The organism is Candidatus Abyssobacteria bacterium SURF_5, assembly GCA_003598085.1.
Classification (GTDB): domain Bacteria; phylum Abyssobacteria; class SURF-5; order SURF-5; family SURF-5; genus SURF-5.
In genome coordinates, this window is the sequence record QZKU01000056.1 from 11,355 (window position 1) to 31,086 (window position 19,732).

Genomic DNA, 19,732 nt, shown 5'->3' on the forward strand with positions numbered 1-19,732 from the left:
CAAGGATACAGTTTTGTGTCTTCAAGTCATAACGACACTAATGTTAAGCATTTATGATTGCACAAAAAAGTTGGCACCGTAATTGCTCATTCCATCGATGACCGTGCGTCCACCGTCCACTCATCTACCCCTGCAGGAGCAAGATGCTGATAGACAAAGGGGAAAGGAAATTGCTGTGAATACGAGGCTGGGGGATTTCCTCGTTGAACACTCCATTATCACTCACGAGGAGTTGGAGAAAGCGCTTGCCCGTCAAAAGGAAAGCCTGAAGCCTCTCGGCGAGGTTCTGCTCGAACTGAGGATACTTGATGAGGCCCGGCTGGCGCACGCGCTGGCCGACCAACTGAGCATCTCGTATGTTGATCTGTTTACTACTCCGCTTCAGCCGCAGGCGATCGACCTCATTCCGGAGCACCTGGCTCGAAAATACAAGTGTATTCCGATCCGAATAAACGGCGGGTTTCTCGACGTTGCGATGTGCGATCCGATGGACCTTGACGCTCTGGAGGAACTGGCAAAAGCGGCCAAGCTGGAAATCAATCCCTTGATTTCCACGCGAGCCGACATCCTGGAATCGATCGAGCTGCAGTATTTCACCCGGAATTATCGTGCATCGCACGCGCAGAAGCTGGAAAACGAGATCCGGAAAGAGATCGATGACGAGAAGACAAAAGAGACGCGCATCTTTGCAATAGTCTCGAACAAAGGAGGCGTCGGCAAGACGCATACCGCGGTTAACCTCGCCTGCTCCCTGGCTTCCCTGAAGGTGAAAACGCTGCTCATCGATCTGGATCTGGGAAACGCTAACGTGGGAGTCAAACTGGGCATCCATCCGAAATACACGCTTATGGATTTTTTGAACAAAGAGAAGGATATCTTTGAGCTTGTTACCGGCACCGATTACGGGTTTGACTTCATCGGCGGGCAGTCGGGCGAATACAAATTGGCGAACCTGGCTTACGTGCAGAAGTTGAAGTTCATTCGCAACTTTCAGGAAGTCAGCAAGAACTATGATGTCGTCGTATTCGATCTTGGCGCGGGAATCGACGACAGCGTTCTCGATTTCGCGCTCGCGGCGAATGAGGTCATTATCTTGACAACTCCGCAGGACATCGTTTCCGGATATGCCTGCGTGAAGGCATGCTATTTCCGATTCAAAGATATCGAGACCAGGCTCGAAAAGAAAATGAAGAATTACCAGATGAAAACGGAGTTCTCGCCCAGGTTCATTATCAATCAGGTCGAGTCCGTGGAGATGGGACAGAAGGTTTTTGACAAAATCAATGCGACGGCCCAGAAGCATTTCAGGAATGGCAATGGGAGCCAGTTCAAGCTGGATATGGGGCTTCTGAGTTTCGTGCCCTACGACCGCGAGATGTTCCGAGAGGCCGAAAAAAGAAGGAAACCATATAGCATCGCTTTTCCCGACCGGCCGGCATCAAAATGTATCCGCCACATCGCCAGTGAGCTGCTGAAGCCGCCGTCTCTACGCGAAGCCATCCCTGCCGGCGGATTGAAACCGCGCTCCGCCACACAAAAACAGGAAGTTCCCTCGAACAACAATCACTCGCCGAAGAAGAGTTTCCAGCGGTTCGTCGAGATTCTTAAGATGAGATTCTAGGACTCCGCGGAAACCTCGCAAAGGTCCTTCCTTCGCAAGGGCCTTCGATGCTCTGCTCATCAATTTTGCGGCATGACATTTCCCTTATTTTTCCTGAGCCGACTCTTTGATATAATGGCGAAAATGCCGACCGGGGCCCGGAACGCGTGCGGCGGCAGATCTTTATGCCCAGAGGATTCCCTTGTCTGAACCGCTTCCACATCTTGACTCTCCGCCTGTCCAAGAAAATGCGCATTCCTGGCATCTCTTTCAAATCCATCTGGCCGTACCGCTGTTTGGGCTGGCGGGAGTATTCGGCAAGATAATTCTCTTGCCGCCCCCTTTAATTGTTTTCGGGAGGGTGCTCTTTGCGGCTGTTGCGCTTGCGGGGATCATTCCACTCTTCAGGTTGAACTACAGAGTGCGATCGAGCCGCGATACATTGTTTCTGCTGTTGCTGGGCATGCTCCTGGCCGTGCATTGGATTGCTTTTTTCCAATCGATAAAGGTGTACACGGTTGCGATTGCGTTGCTCTCGTACTCCACATTTCCGATTTTCGCCTCCCTCATCGAGCCTTTCTTCTTTCATGAAAGAATCAGCATCCGGGAAATCGGTCTTGCCTGTCTCGCATGTGTGGGAACAGCCGTCATCATCCCTTCTTTGAACATCGAGCACGACATCACCCGCGGAGTACTTTGGGGGATTCTTTCTGGCCTGACATTCGCCGTGTTGTCCATTCTAAACCGGCGATACGTCAGGAACTATTCAGGATTGACTATCGCATTATATGAGGAACTCGGGGCCGCAATGGTCCTGTCACCGCTTGTGTTCCTTATCGATTTTCGGCTCCGGGTGCAAGACGTTGCGCTGCTAATTATCCTTGGAATCGTTTCGACTGCGGTCGCTCATTCTTTGTTCATAGGCGGAATGAGGCGGGTACGAGCGCGCACAGCCGGTCTGGTGGCGGCGTTGGAGCCGGTATATGGAATCCTGTTCGCGTTGGTGGTGCTCGGAGAAAGGCCCTCGCTCAGAACACTCGGTGGAGGTATGCTGATTCTCGGGGCGGCGGTGCTTGCGACAATCTCATCCAGCCATATGCCGGCACCCGACTCGTAAGTTGGCGAAATCTGGCTTATGGTCCCCTCGCGTGGATGGCGGCCGGAAAATTCTACTTCAGCAGATCCCTTCCATAGCCAAGGATATTGCGGGCGACAATCAGCATGTTGATCTGGCCGGTTCCCTCGAAGATATCGTTGATCTTGCAGTCGCGCATCCACTTCTCCAGCAGGTATTCCCGCGAATAGCCGAGCGGTCCCATCAGTTCGACCGCCTTCTGGCAAATATGGGTGACGGCCAGGCCCGCTTTCGCTTTCGCCATCGAGGCCTGCAGGCTGTTGCGCTCCTTGCGGTCGAGCATCCAGCATGCACGCCAGGTGAGCAGACGCGCTGCCTTCAGGTTTGCTTCCATGCTGTGAATGTCCTTCTCGACGGCGTTCATTTTATAAGGCGAAATACCATACCGCACTTCGATCCCCTGCTCCGCCAGCTTTTCCTTGACGAATTCGAGGGCGGCACGCCCGATTCCGATTGCGCCGGCGGCGATGCCCGGCCGTGTCGCGTCGAACGTGGCCATCACGCCCTTGAACCCTTTGGTGGTCCCCTTCTGCTGCACTTCGGGACTGCCGAGAATGTTATCAAGCGGGATGCGGCAATCTTCGAAGATAACGGTAGCCGTATCCGACGCGCGAATGCCCAGTTTATGCTCAAGCTTTGTGACAGTCATGCCGGGCGTCCCTTTTTCGACCACAAAACTTTTTATGCCTGCGCGGCCGGCCGCCTTGTCAATGGTGGCCCAGACTACCACAAATCCATCGCTTTCCTCACATGCCATTTTGCCGCTGGTAACAAAGATTTTCTCACCATTGAGGATCCAGGAATCGCCGTCGCGAGTAGCGGTGCAGGTGATTGCGGCCGTATCAGATCCGGCATTGGCCTCGGTAATCGCCATCGCGCCCCATTTGGGCGGACCTTCGGTGAAGCGCTGGAAGAAGCGCCGCTTTTGAGAAGGAGTGCCAACGGCATTGATTGCTGCTCCGCCGAGCCGGGGGCCGGGATTGCACAGGTTGATACCGGCGTCTCCCCAAGCGCGTTCCTCTGCAAGAATGGCAGTCAGGATCATCGGCTGTCCGCCGGCGCGCAAGAAACTTCTTTTCCGAGCGTCTTTTTGCTGCTCCTCGGACTGATCGAGCAGCGCGAGCTGATCGGCCGCCTCTTTTTTCACATCTTCCCATATCACGGAAATGTAGTCCCATGGCTTCTCGTGCTCGCGTTCATCATATTCGCGGGCGATCGGACGCATGTGCTTCAGAGCCATCTGATGCGTTTCTTTTTGCGCTGCGACTATCTGTTCCGGCAGTTCAAAATCGATCATCGGGGCGCCTCCTCGCAGAATAACATATGTGCGGGATAGGGATGCTGCGCGTATTATATCCTGTTGCAAAGGTGGATTCAAGGTTCCCTTCGGAATCTGAGGATGTCCAAGCCATTGTAGCGGTCGATGATATATATCAGGCCGCCTTCATCCACAAAGACGTCATTTGTCTGCGGAAATTTCGATGGGCTCACCGGCTTGGGAACATAATGCCCGGCCTCTTTCGGGTGGTACGGATCAGATATGTCAATAATGCGCAATCCGCCGGAGAACCAGGCAGAGTAAACCAGGTTATCTTCGCCGATCTTCTCGTGCGGTTGATGAGCGCCGAACCGCTTGCCTTTTTGGCCGTCGCAGCGGCTGTACTTGCCGCCTTCGGGCAAGGTGAACTGAGACACGATCGAAGGATTCCGCTCGTCCGTGATATCGACCATCCACATCGAGGCCGGAGGGTCTTCGCACTCATCGCTGATATCCTCATCAAAAATAATGAGCCACCTCTTCCCCGAAATCTCATGGGCCACGGGCACTGCGGTATGTATCGGCGATTTGTGGTTCGGGTTCAGGTATGTTACGGTTTTTGGATTGGCCATGCTCTCGATATCCACAATGGCAAACCCTCCAAACCACAGCGGCACGTACAGGCGGTCGTCCAGCCGGTTCGGGTGATGCACATGAAAATTATTGCGGCGCCAAGAGGGTTTTTCGCCGCCGGCCGTATACTGACCTGAGAGCCACCATCGCCCAGCTTCGGTCGGGTGCGCCGGATCGCTCAGATCGAGCACCATGACTATATTTCCGCGGTACCCATCGGCGGTCGCGCTGATGTAGGCCAGCTTTCTTTCGCAGTCAAATTCGAAACGATGCACCCCTGCCGGCGCATTCTGCAGATTCACGCCGCTAACTTCAAAAAATGCAAGTTCGCGCGGCGCGGTGAGATCGGACACATCGAATACACCCAGCCCCACTTTCTCGGGTTTGCGAAAAAGCGTATCGAAAACGTAACCGGCCATTGATTCCGAATACTGCTCGAAATTGATTATCAAGATATTTCCGCATGCCCGAGCCTTGTGCGAATGCGTGCGCGAACGCGCTTCGATCCGAGACAATATCTCCGGCCGCACCGGATCCGAAACGTCCAGAATGCTGGTGGCATATGGGGGCTCCATGTGCCCGATGTATGCAATTCCGTTGTGGACATCGACCATGCCCCCGCCCTCAATATCAAGGTGACCGACAAGCTCCACATTCCTTGATTCCGCGCGGCCGGGGGAACCGGCCCGAGCCGAACTGCTTGGTTGAAACCCGCTCAGAAACAGAACAAAGACCAGGAGAACGATCTTGCCGTTCCGCATAATGACTCTCCTTTCAGGAAGTTGCGGTTATTATACTGATCCGCCTGCGGCATTTCCAGACATCCGGATTATTTGGACGGGTTGTGGAACATTTCATGGATGTTCGTTGAGCGACACTCGTCCCAAGAGGCCGCTATGCCTCCTGCGCAACTTGTTTATTTTTAATCGAAACCTTTTCCTCTGCTCTTTACAAAACGTCTTAGAAGGGCTATATTTGTTCTGAATCGTTTCTATCAGATCAGAATCTGGCTGGCCAACAAACGTTCAGCGAAAACAGTTCGACAGTACAAAAAGGGAGAATGTTATGAAACGAAAGACGGTAGGACTACTTATTGTATTCTTTTGTCTGCTTACGGCTGCAGGATGCGCGACAACACCGGCGGAAGCTCCTGGTTTCGCCATGATGCAGCCCGTGCCGCCGCCGGCGCTGGGATATACGGTGATCGTCGACAACCTGCTGGTGGTCGCCGATATTTCCCGTTCGATGAAGGAAGATGCCAAGATAGAGATTGAAAGGGGTGTTCTCTCCTCGTTCAATTCCGGAATACCGCAGGGCCTGGACTCGGCCGGAATGCGCACGTTCGGCAAGAGCACGTATGACGATACGATTCTCGTTCAGCCGATCCAATCCTATGACCGCACCGCAATGGCGAGCCTGATTGATGATCTCAAAGCCGGGTGCGGGAATACGCCGCTCGCCTGGGCGCTGACGAAGGCTCAGGGCGATCTGGAAGACACGCAAGGCAACATAGCGGTCCTTGTTGTCAGCGACGGCGAAAACGTTAGCCGCGATCCGATCGAGCCGGTGCTGGAACTCAAGGAAATGTACCGCGACCGGCTGTGCATTCATACGATCCATGTCGGCGAGTCCGAGGAAGGCAGAAGGATAATGCAGTCGGTCGCAGAGCATAGCGGCTGCGGGATGGCTGTGATCGCCGATCGGCTTCAATCCGAAGCGGGAATGAGAGACTTTATTACCCAAATTTTCTATGAGAGGACCGACAGGGACAGTGACGGCGACGGCGTGCTCGATGCCGCCGACCGATGCCCGAACACTCCGCCGAACGTAAAAGTAGATGGAAGAGGATGTCCGCTGGACAGCGATAAAGACGGCGTTCCCGATTATCTCGATAAATGTCCCGGTACGCCTGCAGGTGTGAAGGTGGATGAAAACGGTTGTCCGCCGGACAGCGACGGCGACGGTGTGCCGGACTACCTGGATCGATGCCCGAATACGCCGAAGGGCGCCACGGTCGATTCGGTCGGATGCTGGAGCATCCAGGGCATCAATTTCGAATACAACAAATTCGACATCCAGCCTCAGTACTTTGATGTACTCGACCAGAACGTGCAGGTTCTCAAGAATAACCCGAGCATGCGGGTGGAGATCAAAGGGCATACCGACAGCATCGGCTCGATGGGATACAATCAGACCCTGTCGGAGCGAAGGGCCGAGGCGGTCAGAGATTATTTCGTTTCCAAGGGAGTCGATCCCTCGCGGATGTCTACCCGCGGCCTGGGCGAAACGCAGCCGATAGCCACCAACGAAACTCCTGAAGGACGCGCTGAAAACAGAAGAATTGAAATCGAAATTCTGTCTCGATAGGAGAGACTTTTTCTCTCCTATTTTCTCCACTGTTGGGCCGGCTCCCGTCGAGCCGGCCCTCTTTTTTACGGCAGGATATGCAAGATCTTCAATGAACGGGAAGCCCGGCTCGAGTAAATTTCTTGATCTCGATCGAAGCATCTGACAGCAGCGGGAATCACTTCCAAGCTCTTCTTTCGCTATAGAAAGCGGCGATAAATGCCCGTTGTCTGACCCCGAGTATGTTCCAGTTGCTCTAATCATCCCGAATGGTATATACTGCGGCAGCTTTCTTCATCTTCCTTCTTTACTGGGAGAATGCACATGGGCCAGACAATTGCCGAAAAAATTTTTTCTACGAAGGTCGGGCGACAGGTTTCGGCGGGCGAATATGTTGTGGCGCCAGTCGATTGTGCGATGCTGCATGAAGGTTTCGCGATGAGTTGGCTCCAGCTCATGGGGGCGGGCGTCAGTGAGATTTGGGATCCGCGCAAAGTGGTGGTTCTGTTCGATCATTACGTTCCGGCGCCGACCGAACGACTGGCCACCGCCCATATGATGATCAGAAATGCCGTCAAGGACGCCGGGATTCAAGCGTTTTATGGTGAGCGGGAGGGCATCTGCCACCAAGTCATGATGGAGCAAGGCCATGTTCGCCCGGGCGACCTTATTGTCGGCACCGATTCTCATACCTGCACGTATGGCGCTCTCGCGGCTGCCGGAACCGGCCTGGGCACGACGGAGATGGCGTACGTGCTCGCTCGCGGCGAGTTATGGTTTCTGGTTCCCGAGACCGTGCGACTTCGGCTGGAAGGGGAGCTTCCGCGCGCAGTATTTGCGAAAGACGCCATTTTAAGCATTGCCGGCACGTTCGGGACCGAGGTGGCGCAGTATAAAGCGATCGAATTCGTGGGTTCCGGCGCGGCCTCAATCGACATTGAAGGGCGCATGACGATCAGCAACATGGCGGTTGAAATAGGGGCCAAATTCGGCTTTTTCGATGCTGATGATAAAACATTGTCTTTTCTTTCCGGGCGAGTCGAGGGCGCTGGCAAGCTTTCGGCCGATGCCGATGCGAAATATGCTGCAACGCACGAAATCGATCTGGCCGAACTTGAGCCGCAGGTAGCGTGCCCGCATGCTGTGGATAATGTCAAGCCGGTGGCCAAATTGAAGGGCCTGCCGATCCAGCAGGCGATTTTGGGTTCGTGCACGAACGGTCGCTACAGCGATTTGAAGACGGCCGCGCGGATACTGGAAGGAAAGACGATTCCCCCTTCCGTTCGTCTTTATGTATATCCGGCCTCGCGCCAAGTGTACCTGCAGGCGGTGATGGAGGGTGTGGTCGAGATATTTTTGAAGGCAGGGGCGATCATGTGTAACCCGAGCTGCGGTCCGTGCTTCGGCGCACACACCGGTTTGCTTGCGCCGGGTGAAGTCTGCGTCTCTTCAACGAATCGCAACTTCAAGGGCCGCATGGGAAGCGCGGAGGCGGAAGTCTATCTGGCATCTCCGGCCACCGTGGCGGCTTCGGCTGTCCGCGGCGAGATCGCCGACCCGCGCGAGGAGTAGAACATGGAGCGATTGAAAATAAGAGGAAAAACGTGGACCTTCGGGGACAACGTGGACACAGATCAAATCACTCCCAGCCAGTACATGGACCTTCCGGTCGAAGAGATGAGCCGGCATGTGCTCGAGCCGGTCGATCCCGATTTTGCCAAGAAGTTTCAGCCGGGCGAAATCATTGTCGGCGGTTCCAACTTCGGCTGTGGATCCAGCAGGGAGACGGCTCCCGAGGCATTGAAGTACATTGGAGTTGCAGCGGTAGTCGCGGAGAATTTCGGCCGCATCTTCTTCAGAAACTCGATAGCCATCGGGCTGCCGGTGCTTGTTTGTCCACATGTTTCCCGTGAAATCACGCAGGGAGACGAGATCGAAATCGATCTCGATGCGGCGCAGGTGACTATTCTCAAGAACAAGAAGACGCTGCCCGGGCTCCCCCTCAATGCCATGATGCTGACCTCGCTCAAAAAAGGCGGCATTATGAAATTGTTAGTGGAAATATGATCGTTTCCACCATCTTTTTTCCGAAGCATAGAGCCTGTCCGATTGCGGAAAAGGTGGGACCATGAGCCAAGGGAAAAAACTGAAAGAACTGCTCGCTTGCAAAAAGATCATTGTTGCGCCGGGCGCCTATGATGCGCTGACTGCAAAGATGATCGAGGGCGCCGGATTTGAAGCCGTCTATATGACAGGTTTTGGAACGGCGGCTTCGATGCTGGGTCTGCCCGACATCGGCCTGCTTACCATGAGCGAGATGCTGCAAAACGTCCGCGCTATAGCCGGCGCGGTCGATATCCCGCTTATCGCCGACGCCGACACCGGCTACGGAAATCCGGTGAACGTCATTCGGACCGTCCGGGAATACGAGAAGGCCGGGGCCGCCGCCCTTCATATCGAGGACCAGATCTGGCCGAAACGCTGCGGTCATATGACCGGGAAACAGCTGATTCCCAAAGAAGAGATGACGTCCAAACTGCGGGCCGCAGTTGATGCGAGGAGCACGGACGATTTCCTGATTATTGTGCGTACCGATGCGCTTGCAGTCGAGGGATGGGACGCAACGGTCGAGCGGGCGAATGCATATGTGGAGACGGGCGTGGATGTGCTTTTCGTGGAAGCGCCCGAGACCGAAGAGCAAATGGAGCTCATCCCGAAGTTGTTTCCCGTGCCCTGCTTGATCAATATGGCGCCTCGAACGCCCGCGCTGCCGGTGGAACGCCTCGAGGAAATGGGGTTTGCCGTCGCTATCTTTCCCGCCGTCTGTCTTGCGGCAACGATTCAGGCGAATATCGACGCGCTGAAGCAATTGAAAGAGATCGGCCGACCCGCTGCCTTTGGCGACATCCTGGCGGCCTTCATGCAGTTTAATCAGTTCATCGGCGTGCCCCGCTACAGCGAACTGGAAGAGAAGTATAAAGCGGACATTTGATTTCGCAGGGAATGACTTTGCTCACTTCTTTTCCGCAACCGCTTTGAAAAACGTGTAACAGAACACCCCATCCAATTGTGCCGTTCTGTAGAGGGCTTCAATGCCTCTGTCAAAAGTAAACGCATCGATTAGCCCCGCCTCAAGAGCACAGCCGCGAACGCCTTCAATCATGGCGGTGAAAGTCTTCTTTGTAAATCCTTCAACAAGTTCCGGTTTGCTGGAATCGGCATAGACCATTCTCGGAGAGACGCGAATCAAGTGAAAACCTGCTTTTCTCAAGAGCGGGAAGAGTTGTCTCCCTATCATGGCATTGCCGCCGACCCGTTTCTGTAGTTCGACTTGACATTGGATCGCTTTATGTGCTGCCTCATTATCGGGATAAAAATAGGCTGAACCGTGGTCGCCCTCGATGACGGTGATGGTTCCGGCGGGCCTGAGAACTTCCTTGAGCGAACGTAACGCCTCGACGGGGTTTGATAGATGTTCGAGAACAAAGCAGACAAAGACATGGTCGAAGGATGCAGGCTTGAATGACAGGTGGAAGATGTCGCCCTGCTGGAATTGGACATTGGTTAAGCCGGCTGCCTCGACCGCTCGTTTCGCTTCCGCGACGGAAGCTTCGGAGAAATCAATGGAGATGATGGATGCGCAGGGGCTGGTTCGGGCCAAGGTGACAGTCTGAGCACCGACTCCGCAGCCGGCTTCCAGAACCTCGCTCCCCGCCGGATATGAGGTGTCGGAATGCAAAAGTTCGACTAAGGTCGATGCCTGATCCTGGAGGCGAATATTTTCCCTGTGATCGTATCCGTGGACGTATGGTTTCTTCATCACGTTTCGCCCTCCGAAGTCAATTCATTATCTGCTCTCAAACACCATCTGCCGCAAGGTCCATTGGATTTCGATTTCGTCCTTCTTTGCGGCGCTCAGAATTCCCATTGCTTTTTCCAAATTTTCAATCGATGAACTGTAATAATTTGTCCGGACAAACGGTTGACGTTTCCATGTTTGGATATTGAGATAAAACATCAATGCCGCCTGGTGGGTTGGCACAACTAACTGGTTTAGGGTGCTCCTTACCTTTTTCAGCGAGCCCGGCGGGTGGATTGAATCCAGTGACGGACCTATGTAAAGCATGCGGTTTTGAGCCTTCAGCATTGCGTCAACGATCTGGAGATACTCCGTAAATATTGGGTTCGCCGTCATGATGGTTTCCACTTCTTCAATCAGGAGAAGACCTTTAGGGACCACCTGCGTCGCCCACCGAGAAAGCGCAGCCTGCGGATCGAGGAGATGCGTCATGAGGAACCGGCAGAAAAGGAGATCCGCGGGACCGGCGGGAAAGGGAATTTTTGTAACATCATGAAGCTGAAAGGAAACGCTGTCCGTGGCGGATTTTTGAGCCAGAGATATGAAGTGTTCAGAATTATCCAACCCGACAGCTTGCTCGCAGCCAAGAACGTTTGCGATGAGATGCGTGGTATAGCCGGGTCCACATCCCACGTCGAAGAAAAGGCGCGGCTTCCTTCGAACATGGCCAATTACAAACGCTTTGGTGGAATCGGCATAGACCTCCGCAAGGATTTTTAGCCGGTGTCCCGCCAGGTCAGAATCACCGAAAAGATATTCCGTCAAAAAGTCGGTCCCTGCTTCAAGTAATTGAAGGGAATGGACCGGTTCAATTCGGCGCAGGTGCGCTTGCCGCTCGCGACCTCGAGCGCCAGGTCGAAAATCTGCCGACCGACCTCCTCGATGGTTTTGCCCGCGTCGGTTATCGCGCCTGCGTTCACGTCCATGTCTCCCGGCATCTTGTTGAAGGTGCGCGAGTTGCTGCACACTTTGACGACCGGGATAGCGGGGAATCCGGCGACCGAGCCCCGGCCCGTAGTGAAAAGAATGAGCTGTGCTCCGGCGGCCGCCATGCCGGCCATCGAGTCGATGTCGTAGCCGGGCGTATCCATGATGACGAACCCGCGGTTGGTCGGTTTGCCGGCATATTCGACAATTTCGGTAATAGGAGTTGTCCCGCCCTTTCTGATACAGCCGAGCGATTTTTCCGTGATTGACGAGAGGCCGCCGTCGATGTTGCCGGGTGCGATCACCATTCCCGCGAGTTCTCCGAGGCTCTCGCGCACGTGCCTCTCATGGTTGTTCACGAGGCGCTCCACCTGCTCGCCAAGTTCGGGAGTTGCGCACCGGCGTTTGAGGATATGGGCCGTCCCGATCATTTCTGTCGTCTCGCTCAGAATGACAGTGCCGCCCTCGCGCACGAGAAGATCAGCCGCCGCGCCGACGGCCGGGTTAGCGGTGATGCCGGAGAAAGCGTCCGACCCGCCGCACTCGAGCGCGATAATCAGCTCGCTTGCCGGCGCCGACACTCGCTCCTGCCGCTCGAGCTGCTTCAGGAATCGGCTTGCGATCTCAATGCCCTTCGCCGTAGTGGCTGCGCTGCCGCCGGAATCCTGAATCACAAGCGCCTCGATGGGCTTGTTTTCCACAACTTGCGTGAGAAAGGAGCTGTTCAGATTTTCGCATCCGTGGCCGATCACAAGAGCCGCGCCCACGTTCGGATTATTCAGAAGTCCGGAAAGAGTGCGCATCATCACGCCGAGATCTTCAGGTCCACACCCGCAGCCATAGGGATGCGTCAGCGGAACGATCTCGGGCAGCGCACGGCTGATGGCGTCCACAACTCCGTTAGCGCAGGCAACCGACGACATGACCATGACATGGTTCCGCGTGCCGAACCGCCCGTCCTCCCGCTTGTATCCTGAGAAATTCATTTCCTCCTCCTTATTGAGCCTTTTGCCGCCGATATCCTTAATCTTTCAAATCGCCCGGGATCGGCTGAGTATTGTGCACGTGGACCCATTCGCCCTTCTTGATTGCGCGCGTGGCCTCTACGATCGGCTCGCCATAACGGAACACCTCTTCCCCCTTCCGGATTTCCGAAAGCGCCACTTTATGGCCCGCATCGACATCCTCAATGGTTTCCACCAGCGGTTTGCCTTCGACTACAACCGCTTCGCCTTTGGCTATCGGATGAACTGCTATGGCCACGTTGTCTTTTTGATCTATTTTCAGCGCATTATTCTTCATGCCGCCTCCTCCCGTTAACAACGTTCGCGTGTACGTGCGGAATTCGTCTCATTTTATCATAAAGAGCGAATCCGGCGAAATGAGAACCGTCTCGACGGGCAAGACTAGCCATTGGGCATTTTCGTGCAGTCCTTGCACTTTCATTCCGGGATTTGTATAATCGAATTAGCAAATCATACTGAGGGAGGAATCGTATTATGGCATTACTTGAAATGAAGCTGGACGGCGTGATGTATGATGTACTAAAAAGGCCGATTGTCATTCTCAGGTATGAGGACAGAATCCTGCCGATTCTCGTGGGAAATGCGGAAGCTTTTGCGATCGCGAACGGGATGGAGAAGGTCGAGATGCCGCGTCCGATGACGCACGACCTGATCACGTTCATCCTGAAAGGTTTCCAGACCAGCCTGCAAAGTGTGCAAGTTTACAAGCTTGAAGGCGGCACTTTCTACGCCTATCTCATGTTGAATCAGGAAGCCAATGGCGAGGGCGACATGAGCATCATAAAGATCGACTGCCGTCCCAGTGATGCCATTGCGCTGGCGGTCCGGATGGCCAGCCCCATCTTTGTCGAGGAAGAAGTTCTTCGGGTCGCCGGACAAGACAGTATTCCGCAGGAGGAGACGGAGGGAGGCGAGGAAGACGAGGGAGAAGAAGATTTCCTGGATTAACCGCTATCCTCACCATTTTTCTTGTTCCCGGGCGCGTCTCAGTTCCGAACATCCCCTCAGCATTACGTCCCCAGTAGCATCCTCCTGATGAAGCCTGCGATTGGATGCGTATCCGCCTGATCTTTTGCCGCCATCGGCGAGAATCCCTTCCGGCGCATTGATCGTCTTATCCGGAGGAGAAACCGCTGAATCAGCGCGTTATGAATCGGACTTGGAGAGATATTCAGGAGGCGATATCCACGCGCACATTCAGATATTGGAGCAAGGTTCCGGTGGCGCGGCGAAGGTTGGACAGGGCGATTCGATAATCCGCTTGCGCGTTGACCAGCCTGGCCTCGGCTTCGGCAAGTTCCTCCTCGAACTGCAGGAGATCGAACGTGGTCGTTGCGCCTACTTCATATCTCTTCTTTTCGGCATCGAGGCTTTTTTTGCGGAAATCCATTGTCACGCGAGCGGCCTGAACGCGTTCCCATGTCGTGGCGATCTGCCGAAGCGCGTTGCGAACGTCCTGTATGATCAGCAGGCGCACGTTTTGGATTGAGCTATCCAACTGCGAGACCGTGAGGTTTGCCACGCGGTATTGGCCTCGCTCGAAATTCCGGCCGAGCGGCATCTCGAACGTGAACCCGAGCAACCACTGAAAATTGTCTCCCGAGAAAAGGTCGTCAGCCGCAGGGTCGATGCCTATATCCGGCGGCTGTATGAGCGAGACGCCGAAATCTTCGTCCAGTCCGATAAGCCCGACAGTTGCGTTCAGATTCAGCGCCGGCAGGAGCTGATTCTTTGCGAATTTCGCCTGAAGTTCACCCGCTTCACGCTGGAGAAGAAGCGCCTCGAGATCGCGTCTTGATCGAAAAGCGGTCGCTATTTCTTCCGCTTCGGCATATTTATCCGGCGGAGCGAAATCCACCTCATCGGTAGGGAAGACTACAAGATCCCAATTCATCTGTTCCGGAAATAAATTGATAAGCGAAACCAGCGTGTCGCTTGCTGTCTCCAGCAGGCTCAAGGCTACTATCACTTCCTCTTCCCTGAAAGCGACCCCTGTTTCCGACTGCAGGACGTCAAGCGGCGCCACAACACCCACTCTCAGTCGTATCCGGTTCTCACGAAGCAGGTTTTGCGCAACGTTGAGGGAGTTCAACTTCACGTACAGGTTCTTATAGGCGAACACGAGGTTCCAATATGCCTGCTCTACTTCAAAGAACGTATCTATGACGGCCTGCTCGAACAGAGCGATCGAGGCTTCTTTATTGATTTCGGCTGCACGTATTCCGGTTGTATTAACATCTATGCCGAAATTTTTCAGGAGCGGCTGAGAAACGCTCAGAACCGTCTCGAACTGCTGCTGTCCTGATGTACCAAGGAATTCAGTGATCGTCGACATCGGAGTATGTTCGCTTATGACAGTCGCTTCATACGTGAGACCGGATGGGAGCGCACCCGCCACGCCGCCCGTTAAAACCCACTGTTCGGCTTCGACTGCATTCAGACCTCCGGTGGCAATCGAAACGCTCGAGGGCAGCGGCACGGTAGTGTCGACATACGTGGCATTGAAGAACGCGACTGGATCGAAAACACCTTTTTGGACGTCAACTTCAACAGTACTGATGCGAGGTGAATACCTCTGGATCTGAATATCAAGGCTGTTGGTCAGGGCGATGCAGAGCGCATCGCGCAGCGAGAGCGGCGTCAGGTTTTGTGGTGGCAGCAGTTGTTCAATCGCAGGCGGCCCTTGAGATTCGCCCTCCTCAATTCGGGATTGGGCATCCGTTTCGGAAAGAACGGACACGGGTGCGAAGAGAACGAACAGGACCAAGGCGAATCCTGCGAGCGACCATCTAGAACTCTTCATTAATGACAATATTGCTTCTTTCCAGGATCGTGCCGGTCGCAGCGGCTAAATTGACGAGCGCAAGCCTGTAATTGACTCTCGCAATGGCTTCGCGTCTTTGCGCGTCAATAAGGGCATCTAAAAATTCCAGCACGTCGTGACTGGTCGAGATGCCCACCTCCAGCTTCTTTTGCTCCGCCTCGAGGCTCCTTTGCGAGAATTCGGTGGTCTTGCGGCTTGCCTGGATGCTTTTCAGGCTGGTTTCGATACTGCGAATGGCTTGTCGCACGTCCACGATAATCAAGAGCCGCAGATTCTCGGAGACCAACATGGACTGCTGTTCCGTAAGCCGTGCAGCCTCATAGTTTCCTTTTGCGGCCCGGTTCCCGATCGGGTATTCCAGCGTCAGGCCCGCTTGCCAGCTTGGCGATTCTCCAGTTCCTATGTCATCCAAAGCGTTGTTCAGATCGTTATCGACCGCCTGGAACTCGTAGCGCCCCAGCATATCCACTACCGGAAGCGTCTGATTCCGCGCAAACTGGACGTTAATCCTGTCGCTTTCCACCTGCGTCAGCGAGCTCTTGTAGTCGGGCCGGTTCTCAAGGGCGATCTCGATCTGGTCGGACAGCGAAAATTCTTCTTCAAGGATGACCGGCTTGTCCGTCGGCACTATGATGACGTTCCACTCGTCGGAATCCCGCGAAAGGTTGAGCAGGCGCTTCAAATTGTCTTCGGCGTCTTTGACCAGACTCCGTGAAACGATGACGCCTTCCTCGCGCTGCGCGACACCTGCTTCCGCTTCGATAACCTCCAGCACCGACATGGTACCGACTTCGAGTCGGATGCGATTCTCTCTGAGCAGGTCCCTCGCGAGGACCAGCGAGTTTTCCGTAACCCGCAGGTTTTCGATTGCGAGCACCAGATTCCAATAGGCCCTTTGGACTTCGGCAATAATATCGATCACGTTCTGGCGAAAATCATAGAGACTGATTGACCGCTGGGCGCGCGCGATCCTGATGCCGGCCAGGTTCGCATTCAGGCCGAAATCCCTCAGGAGCGGCTGAGTCACCTCGACATACGTATCGAGCACATATTCCCAGGGGTCTTCAATGGTGCCAAGGGGCCCGAGAACCGGATCAAAAGCGTCATGTCGGATAAACTGGGAGAATTGGCGGTCGAATACCAGATTGTACTCGGCCCCGCTGATGAGCTTGCCGAACAACGAACCTGTCAACTCATTCTCGTGGGTCTCTGTTGTGCCCGCAGAGGTGGCCAAGCCCTCAACAGAAGATTGCGGGACTTCGGCTTCGGAATACGAATAATCGACCCGAAAGATGGGATCGAACTCGCCTTTTGCGATGAGCACTTCCGAATCACGGATATCGGGCACGAAGCGTTCGACGGCAATGTCAAGATTCGAAGCAAGCGCCCGCGCAACCACCTCGCACAGGCCGAGGGGGATTACGCGCTGGGGCGGGATGGCCGGTTCTTCAGGAGCCGGGATCGCATTCTCTGCGGACGATGCAGGCTGCTCGGCTGAAGGCGCAGCGTCCGGTTCGGCCGGCCGTGAGACAACAGGCTCAGCCTGCGGCGATGGTGGTTCTTGCGCCGCCGCAGAAGAGGCGAGAATAAGAGTGGCGCCCACTATAATCAAAAAGCACACACAGAACCTGACCCGATGCAACATTCTCCTCCACCTCCTCGCGAAGACGATGAAACAGCAGGAAAAAGTTTGCCTATTATATATCCGCGACCCCTGGAAATTCAACCGGATTCGTCGCCGGGTCATGGTCGTTGTCAAAAGGCAATACCCGACGCGCTTGTTTTCCCTATTCGATCGCTTTCATCGCTATGCAACTGTGAGCGATGGAGGCGCCCGCACTCAAGGCGACTCCTACCATTATAGCTTCCGCTATCTCCTCATCCGTTGCGCCGGCTTCTTTCGCCTTGCGCGTGTGGCCGTCTATGCAGTACGGGCAGTGTGTGATGTGGGCGCAGCCGACCGCAATCAGCTCCTTCGTTTTCTCCGGCAGCGCTCCGGCCTCAAACACTTTCTGGTTGAATTGGGCAAAAGCCGCAAGGAGATCCCCTTTTACCTCGGCGAATTTTCCCATGGCCAGCAGTGCGTCTTTCGAATAAAAATGCTCGGTCATATACACCTCCGGTAATACCTGAGCTACCTGCTTCTTATCTGCATACGACGACTATATTCACATAAACATACCACCTTCCCCGCCGGCAGTCAACAAGAAAAAAAGATGGCGGGAATGCGCGCCTCCCAATGGCGCGGGAAGTCCATGCCGGAATAGAGCCGGTTGCGCTGTGAAACGTGTAAACATGACGGGGATGGATAAGTTGTGAATAAATCAAGCAGGAAATCGCTGGATAAGAGCCAAATGGAGGGAGTTTGGGCGGGACAGGTGGGGAAGAGCCTGCTTGAGAAGACTTTTGTAGTGTGCCGCGGTGATTGATTGCGGGTTGATGTTCAGCCTAGCGCTTTAGTGCGGCCTGCAATTCCTTTTGCACATGTCCCATCCGCATCTTGCCCAAAGGTCCGAGTACAGCGAGGAGTGGCGGCCAAGAGCGTGGCGAAAGCCAGATGAACTATCATTACAGCACCCACGAAGGCGTGGAAGCGTCGTGCTCCGGTGATATTGCCGTCATCAGCGCCCCAGAACAGTTTGAGGCGCGCATTGACCCGCTCGACCGCTGTGCGGCCCTTGTATAAACGCTCAAACTGTTTAGTCGAGCGTGGAATGGGCGGAAAGCGCCGCAAATCGAGTTCCTGTTTAATTCGCACCGTCTTGCCATACTTCTTATCCTCGTTACATGGCCTGTCGCTGGGACAAAGCCAACCTTCGTGGCGCGCCGGACACCGGTATTTGAGCGTCCCGCGATTCGGTTCGTGACCGATATAGGCCATCTTGTGCCGCACACAAGGATCGCTTTCCATATCATAGCAGTACAGCGTTCCTGCTTCATCATGCACCATGTTCGTCACCTCGCCCTCGCGGCCGGGTAACGATCTCTCGGATTCCCCCTTCCACAGGGAGCGGTTCTGGATCACCGGTTTCACTTTTTCCCTGTGCAGAACCCGATGCACTGACTCGCCGTCCGCTGCTTTGTCATATGCCAAGGTTCGCATGCGGCCCGCCGGCAGATTAGCTTGCGCTTGCTTTAGCACCGCCGGCAGCGTTTCTCCGTCTCCGGCCTTGGTATCCGTCACCGCGTAGCCCAGGGCCACCTCGTGTTTGACGTCCACAATCAGGTGCAGCTTGTATCCAAACCACTCCAATACCCTGACCACTTGACCCGCCTCGTCCTCATATTCCTTACGGCCTCCGCTGGCCTGTGGCAGTCCTTCTGCCGCATCCTTGCGCCGCCCTTCCGGGCTCTCGGTGTGACGCGCGTTGAGCGCAGTCGCGTCTCCCGCCGAATTGCGCCCCAAATCTTCCACCGCTATTCCCAATGGCTTTACCATGGCGTTGAACACGTTCCCCGCGAGAGTCCGGTGCGGCTCGCTGCCCAACACCTCCAAGAAGCGCGACATGTTCCACGGCTTGGGTATTCCGCTCTCCGACTCTATCCCGATCAACCCCCGTAAATCCTTATTGCGCGACAACTCCGCAAGGCACGGCTCGATTCCCTGATGTCGTAGCGCAATGGTCAGCGCCAGCACACCCCACAGCACATGCACCGGATAATCGTTACGACCTTGACCGCGCCACTGGCGCAGCGATTCGAGCAATTGTCCGTCAGGGATCGCAGCCAACAACTGCCGCAGTGTCGCAATCGACGGCGAATCTTCCAACGCTTCCCACGGGAACAACGGCGCATTCAGATGGACGTACATAGGTGGTTCTCCTTTCGTGAGGAAGTATACACAGCAACACATCCCCGCGTCAAGAGAAAAATGGTCGAAAAATCACAAAAAATGAGAATTTTTCGCTCGCCATCCTCAAAAAATAGGGACTTTCATTTCGCACTTGCGGGTAAGCTCAAAACTGCACTCCAGCAATACCACTGTTACTACGATACTTCCTAACAACGCAACCGGCTCGCCGGAATATCAGGGCTTACGCATCTAAATTCCGAGTAATTTCTGTAGGAAAGTTTGATCGAGGGCGGCTTTTGTTCTTTTTCTTCTGAGTGATAGCTTTGGTGTTT

At 54.7% G+C, this 19,732-nt stretch carries 17 protein-coding genes; 7 read left to right on the forward strand and 10 right to left on the reverse strand.

Features of this window, described 5'->3' with window-relative positions:
* Positions 1–97: 97 nt before the first annotated feature.
* Positions 98–1,621: a hypothetical protein gene (locus C4520_08035; GenBank protein ID RJP22546.1), complete on the forward strand. Its 1,524-nt coding sequence runs from the start codon at positions 98–100 to the stop codon at positions 1,619–1,621.
* Between the two features lie 181 nt (positions 1,622–1,802).
* Positions 1,803–2,717, forward strand: coding sequence for an EamA family transporter (locus C4520_08040; GenBank protein ID RJP22547.1), 915 nt, complete (start codon positions 1,803–1,805; stop codon positions 2,715–2,717).
* A gap of 52 nt (positions 2,718–2,769) precedes the next feature.
* Here C4520_08040 and C4520_08045 read toward each other — a convergent pair whose 3' ends face one another.
* Together C4520_08045 and C4520_08050 are read right to left on the reverse strand one after the other, a co-directional pair.
* Positions 2,770–4,032 (reverse strand): acyl-CoA dehydrogenase, encoded by a 1,263-nt coding sequence (locus C4520_08045; protein ID RJP22548.1) that lies wholly within the window; start codon positions 4,030–4,032, stop codon positions 2,770–2,772.
* A gap of 77 nt (positions 4,033–4,109) precedes the next feature.
* Positions 4,110–5,387 (reverse strand): hypothetical protein, encoded by a 1,278-nt coding sequence (locus tag C4520_08050; protein ID RJP22549.1) that lies wholly within the window; start codon positions 5,385–5,387, stop codon positions 4,110–4,112.
* 304 nt (positions 5,388–5,691) lie between these two features.
* Between C4520_08050 and C4520_08055 the strand changes: the two genes are divergently transcribed.
* From C4520_08055 to C4520_08070, 4 genes are all read left to right on the forward strand, one after another.
* Positions 5,692–6,993 carry a hypothetical protein gene (locus C4520_08055; GenBank protein ID RJP22550.1) on the forward strand — a complete coding sequence of 434 codons (1,302 nt, stop codon included), beginning with the start codon at positions 5,692–5,694 and terminating at the stop codon, positions 6,991–6,993.
* A 303-nt stretch (positions 6,994–7,296) separates the two neighbouring features.
* A complete protein-coding gene (locus C4520_08060) occupies positions 7,297–8,544 on the forward strand; it encodes a 3-isopropylmalate dehydratase large subunit (GenBank protein ID RJP22551.1) in 1,248 nt (415 codons plus the stop codon).
* Between the two features lie 3 nt (positions 8,545–8,547).
* Positions 8,548–9,039 carry a 3-isopropylmalate dehydratase gene (locus C4520_08065; protein ID RJP22552.1) on the forward strand — a complete coding sequence of 164 codons (492 nt, stop codon included), beginning with the start codon at positions 8,548–8,550 and terminating at the stop codon, positions 9,037–9,039.
* 61 nt (positions 9,040–9,100) lie between these two features.
* A complete protein-coding gene (locus tag C4520_08070; GenBank protein RJP22553.1) occupies positions 9,101–9,964 on the forward strand; it encodes a carboxyvinyl-carboxyphosphonate phosphorylmutase in 864 nt (287 codons plus the stop codon).
* Positions 9,965–9,985: 21 nt separating this feature from the next.
* On the opposite strand, the gene C4520_08075 is transcribed toward C4520_08070, so the two are convergent.
* The 4 genes from C4520_08075 to C4520_08090 are packed head-to-tail and all read right to left on the reverse strand — an operon-like array spanning position 9,986 to position 13,060.
* Positions 9,986–10,792: a methyltransferase domain-containing protein gene (locus tag C4520_08075; GenBank protein ID RJP22554.1), complete on the reverse strand. Its 807-nt coding sequence runs from the start codon at positions 10,790–10,792 to the stop codon at positions 9,986–9,988.
* Positions 10,793–10,819: 27 nt separating this feature from the next.
* Positions 10,820–11,797: a class I SAM-dependent methyltransferase gene (locus C4520_08080; GenBank protein RJP22555.1), complete on the reverse strand. Its 978-nt coding sequence runs from the start codon at positions 11,795–11,797 to the stop codon at positions 10,820–10,822.
* On the reverse strand, positions 11,593–12,744 hold the full coding sequence (locus tag C4520_08085; GenBank protein RJP22556.1) for a galactonate dehydratase: 1,152 nt from the start codon (positions 12,742–12,744) through the stop codon (positions 11,593–11,595). The genes C4520_08080 and C4520_08085 overlap by 205 nt, the downstream gene beginning before the upstream one ends.
* Before the next feature lie 37 nt (positions 12,745–12,781).
* Complete coding sequence (locus tag C4520_08090) at positions 12,782–13,060, reverse strand: hypothetical protein (GenBank protein RJP22557.1); 279 nt, start codon at positions 13,058–13,060, stop codon at positions 12,782–12,784.
* Positions 13,061–13,257: 197 nt separating this feature from the next.
* Between C4520_08090 and C4520_08095 the strand changes: the two genes are divergently transcribed.
* Positions 13,258–13,731: a bifunctional nuclease family protein gene (locus tag C4520_08095; GenBank protein ID RJP22558.1), complete on the forward strand. Its 474-nt coding sequence runs from the start codon at positions 13,258–13,260 to the stop codon at positions 13,729–13,731.
* 223 nt (positions 13,732–13,954) lie between these two features.
* Here C4520_08095 and C4520_08100 read toward each other — a convergent pair whose 3' ends face one another.
* From C4520_08100 to C4520_08115, 4 genes are all read right to left on the reverse strand, one after another.
* A complete protein-coding gene (locus tag C4520_08100) occupies positions 13,955–15,586 on the reverse strand; it encodes a TolC family protein (GenBank protein ID RJP22559.1) in 1,632 nt (543 codons plus the stop codon).
* Complete coding sequence (locus C4520_08105) at positions 15,573–17,354, reverse strand: TolC family protein (GenBank protein RJP22560.1); 1,782 nt, start codon at positions 17,352–17,354, stop codon at positions 15,573–15,575. The genes C4520_08100 and C4520_08105 overlap by 14 nt, the downstream gene beginning before the upstream one ends.
* A gap of 40 nt (positions 17,355–17,394) precedes the next feature.
* Positions 17,395–17,718, reverse strand: a complete 324-nt coding sequence (locus C4520_08110) for a carboxymuconolactone decarboxylase family protein (protein ID RJP22561.1) — start codon at positions 17,716–17,718, stop codon at positions 17,395–17,397.
* A gap of 332 nt (positions 17,719–18,050) precedes the next feature.
* The gene (locus tag C4520_08115) at positions 18,051–19,460 is read right to left on the reverse strand and encodes a hypothetical protein (GenBank protein RJP22562.1); all 1,410 of its coding nucleotides are present in this window, start codon (positions 19,458–19,460) and stop codon (positions 18,051–18,053) included.
* Positions 19,461–19,732: the final 272 nt, after the last annotated feature.

Coding starts and splice junctions, on each gene's coding strand:
- C4520_08100 (RJP22559.1), bottom strand. CDS start 15,586: ATGAAGAGTTCTAGATGGTCGCTCGCAGGATTCGCCTTGGTCCTGTTC.
- C4520_08115 (RJP22562.1), bottom strand. CDS start 19,460: ATGTGTTGCTGTGTATACTTCCTCACGAAAGGAGAACCACCTATGTAC.
- C4520_08045 (RJP22548.1), bottom strand. CDS start 4,032: ATGATCGATTTTGAACTGCCGGAACAGATAGTCGCAGCGCAAAAAGAA.
- C4520_08105 (RJP22560.1), bottom strand. CDS start 17,354: ATGACCCGGCGACGAATCCGGTTGAATTTCCAGGGGTCGCGGATATAT.
- C4520_08075 (RJP22554.1), bottom strand. CDS start 10,792: ATGAAGAAACCATACGTCCACGGATACGATCACAGGGAAAATATTCGC.
- C4520_08085 (RJP22556.1), bottom strand. CDS start 12,744: ATGAATTTCTCAGGATACAAGCGGGAGGACGGGCGGTTCGGCACGCGG.
- C4520_08090 (RJP22557.1), bottom strand. CDS start 13,060: ATGAAGAATAATGCGCTGAAAATAGATCAAAAAGACAACGTGGCCATA.
- C4520_08095 (RJP22558.1), top strand. CDS start 13,258: ATGGCATTACTTGAAATGAAGCTGGACGGCGTGATGTATGATGTACTA.
- C4520_08055 (RJP22550.1), top strand. CDS start 5,692: ATGAAACGAAAGACGGTAGGACTACTTATTGTATTCTTTTGTCTGCTT.
- C4520_08070 (RJP22553.1), top strand. CDS start 9,101: ATGAGCCAAGGGAAAAAACTGAAAGAACTGCTCGCTTGCAAAAAGATC.
- C4520_08035 (RJP22546.1), top strand. CDS start 98: ATGACCGTGCGTCCACCGTCCACTCATCTACCCCTGCAGGAGCAAGAT.
- C4520_08060 (RJP22551.1), top strand. CDS start 7,297: ATGGGCCAGACAATTGCCGAAAAAATTTTTTCTACGAAGGTCGGGCGA.
- C4520_08065 (RJP22552.1), top strand. CDS start 8,548: ATGGAGCGATTGAAAATAAGAGGAAAAACGTGGACCTTCGGGGACAAC.
- C4520_08050 (RJP22549.1), bottom strand. CDS start 5,387: ATGCGGAACGGCAAGATCGTTCTCCTGGTCTTTGTTCTGTTTCTGAGC.
- C4520_08110 (RJP22561.1), bottom strand. CDS start 17,718: ATGACCGAGCATTTTTATTCGAAAGACGCACTGCTGGCCATGGGAAAA.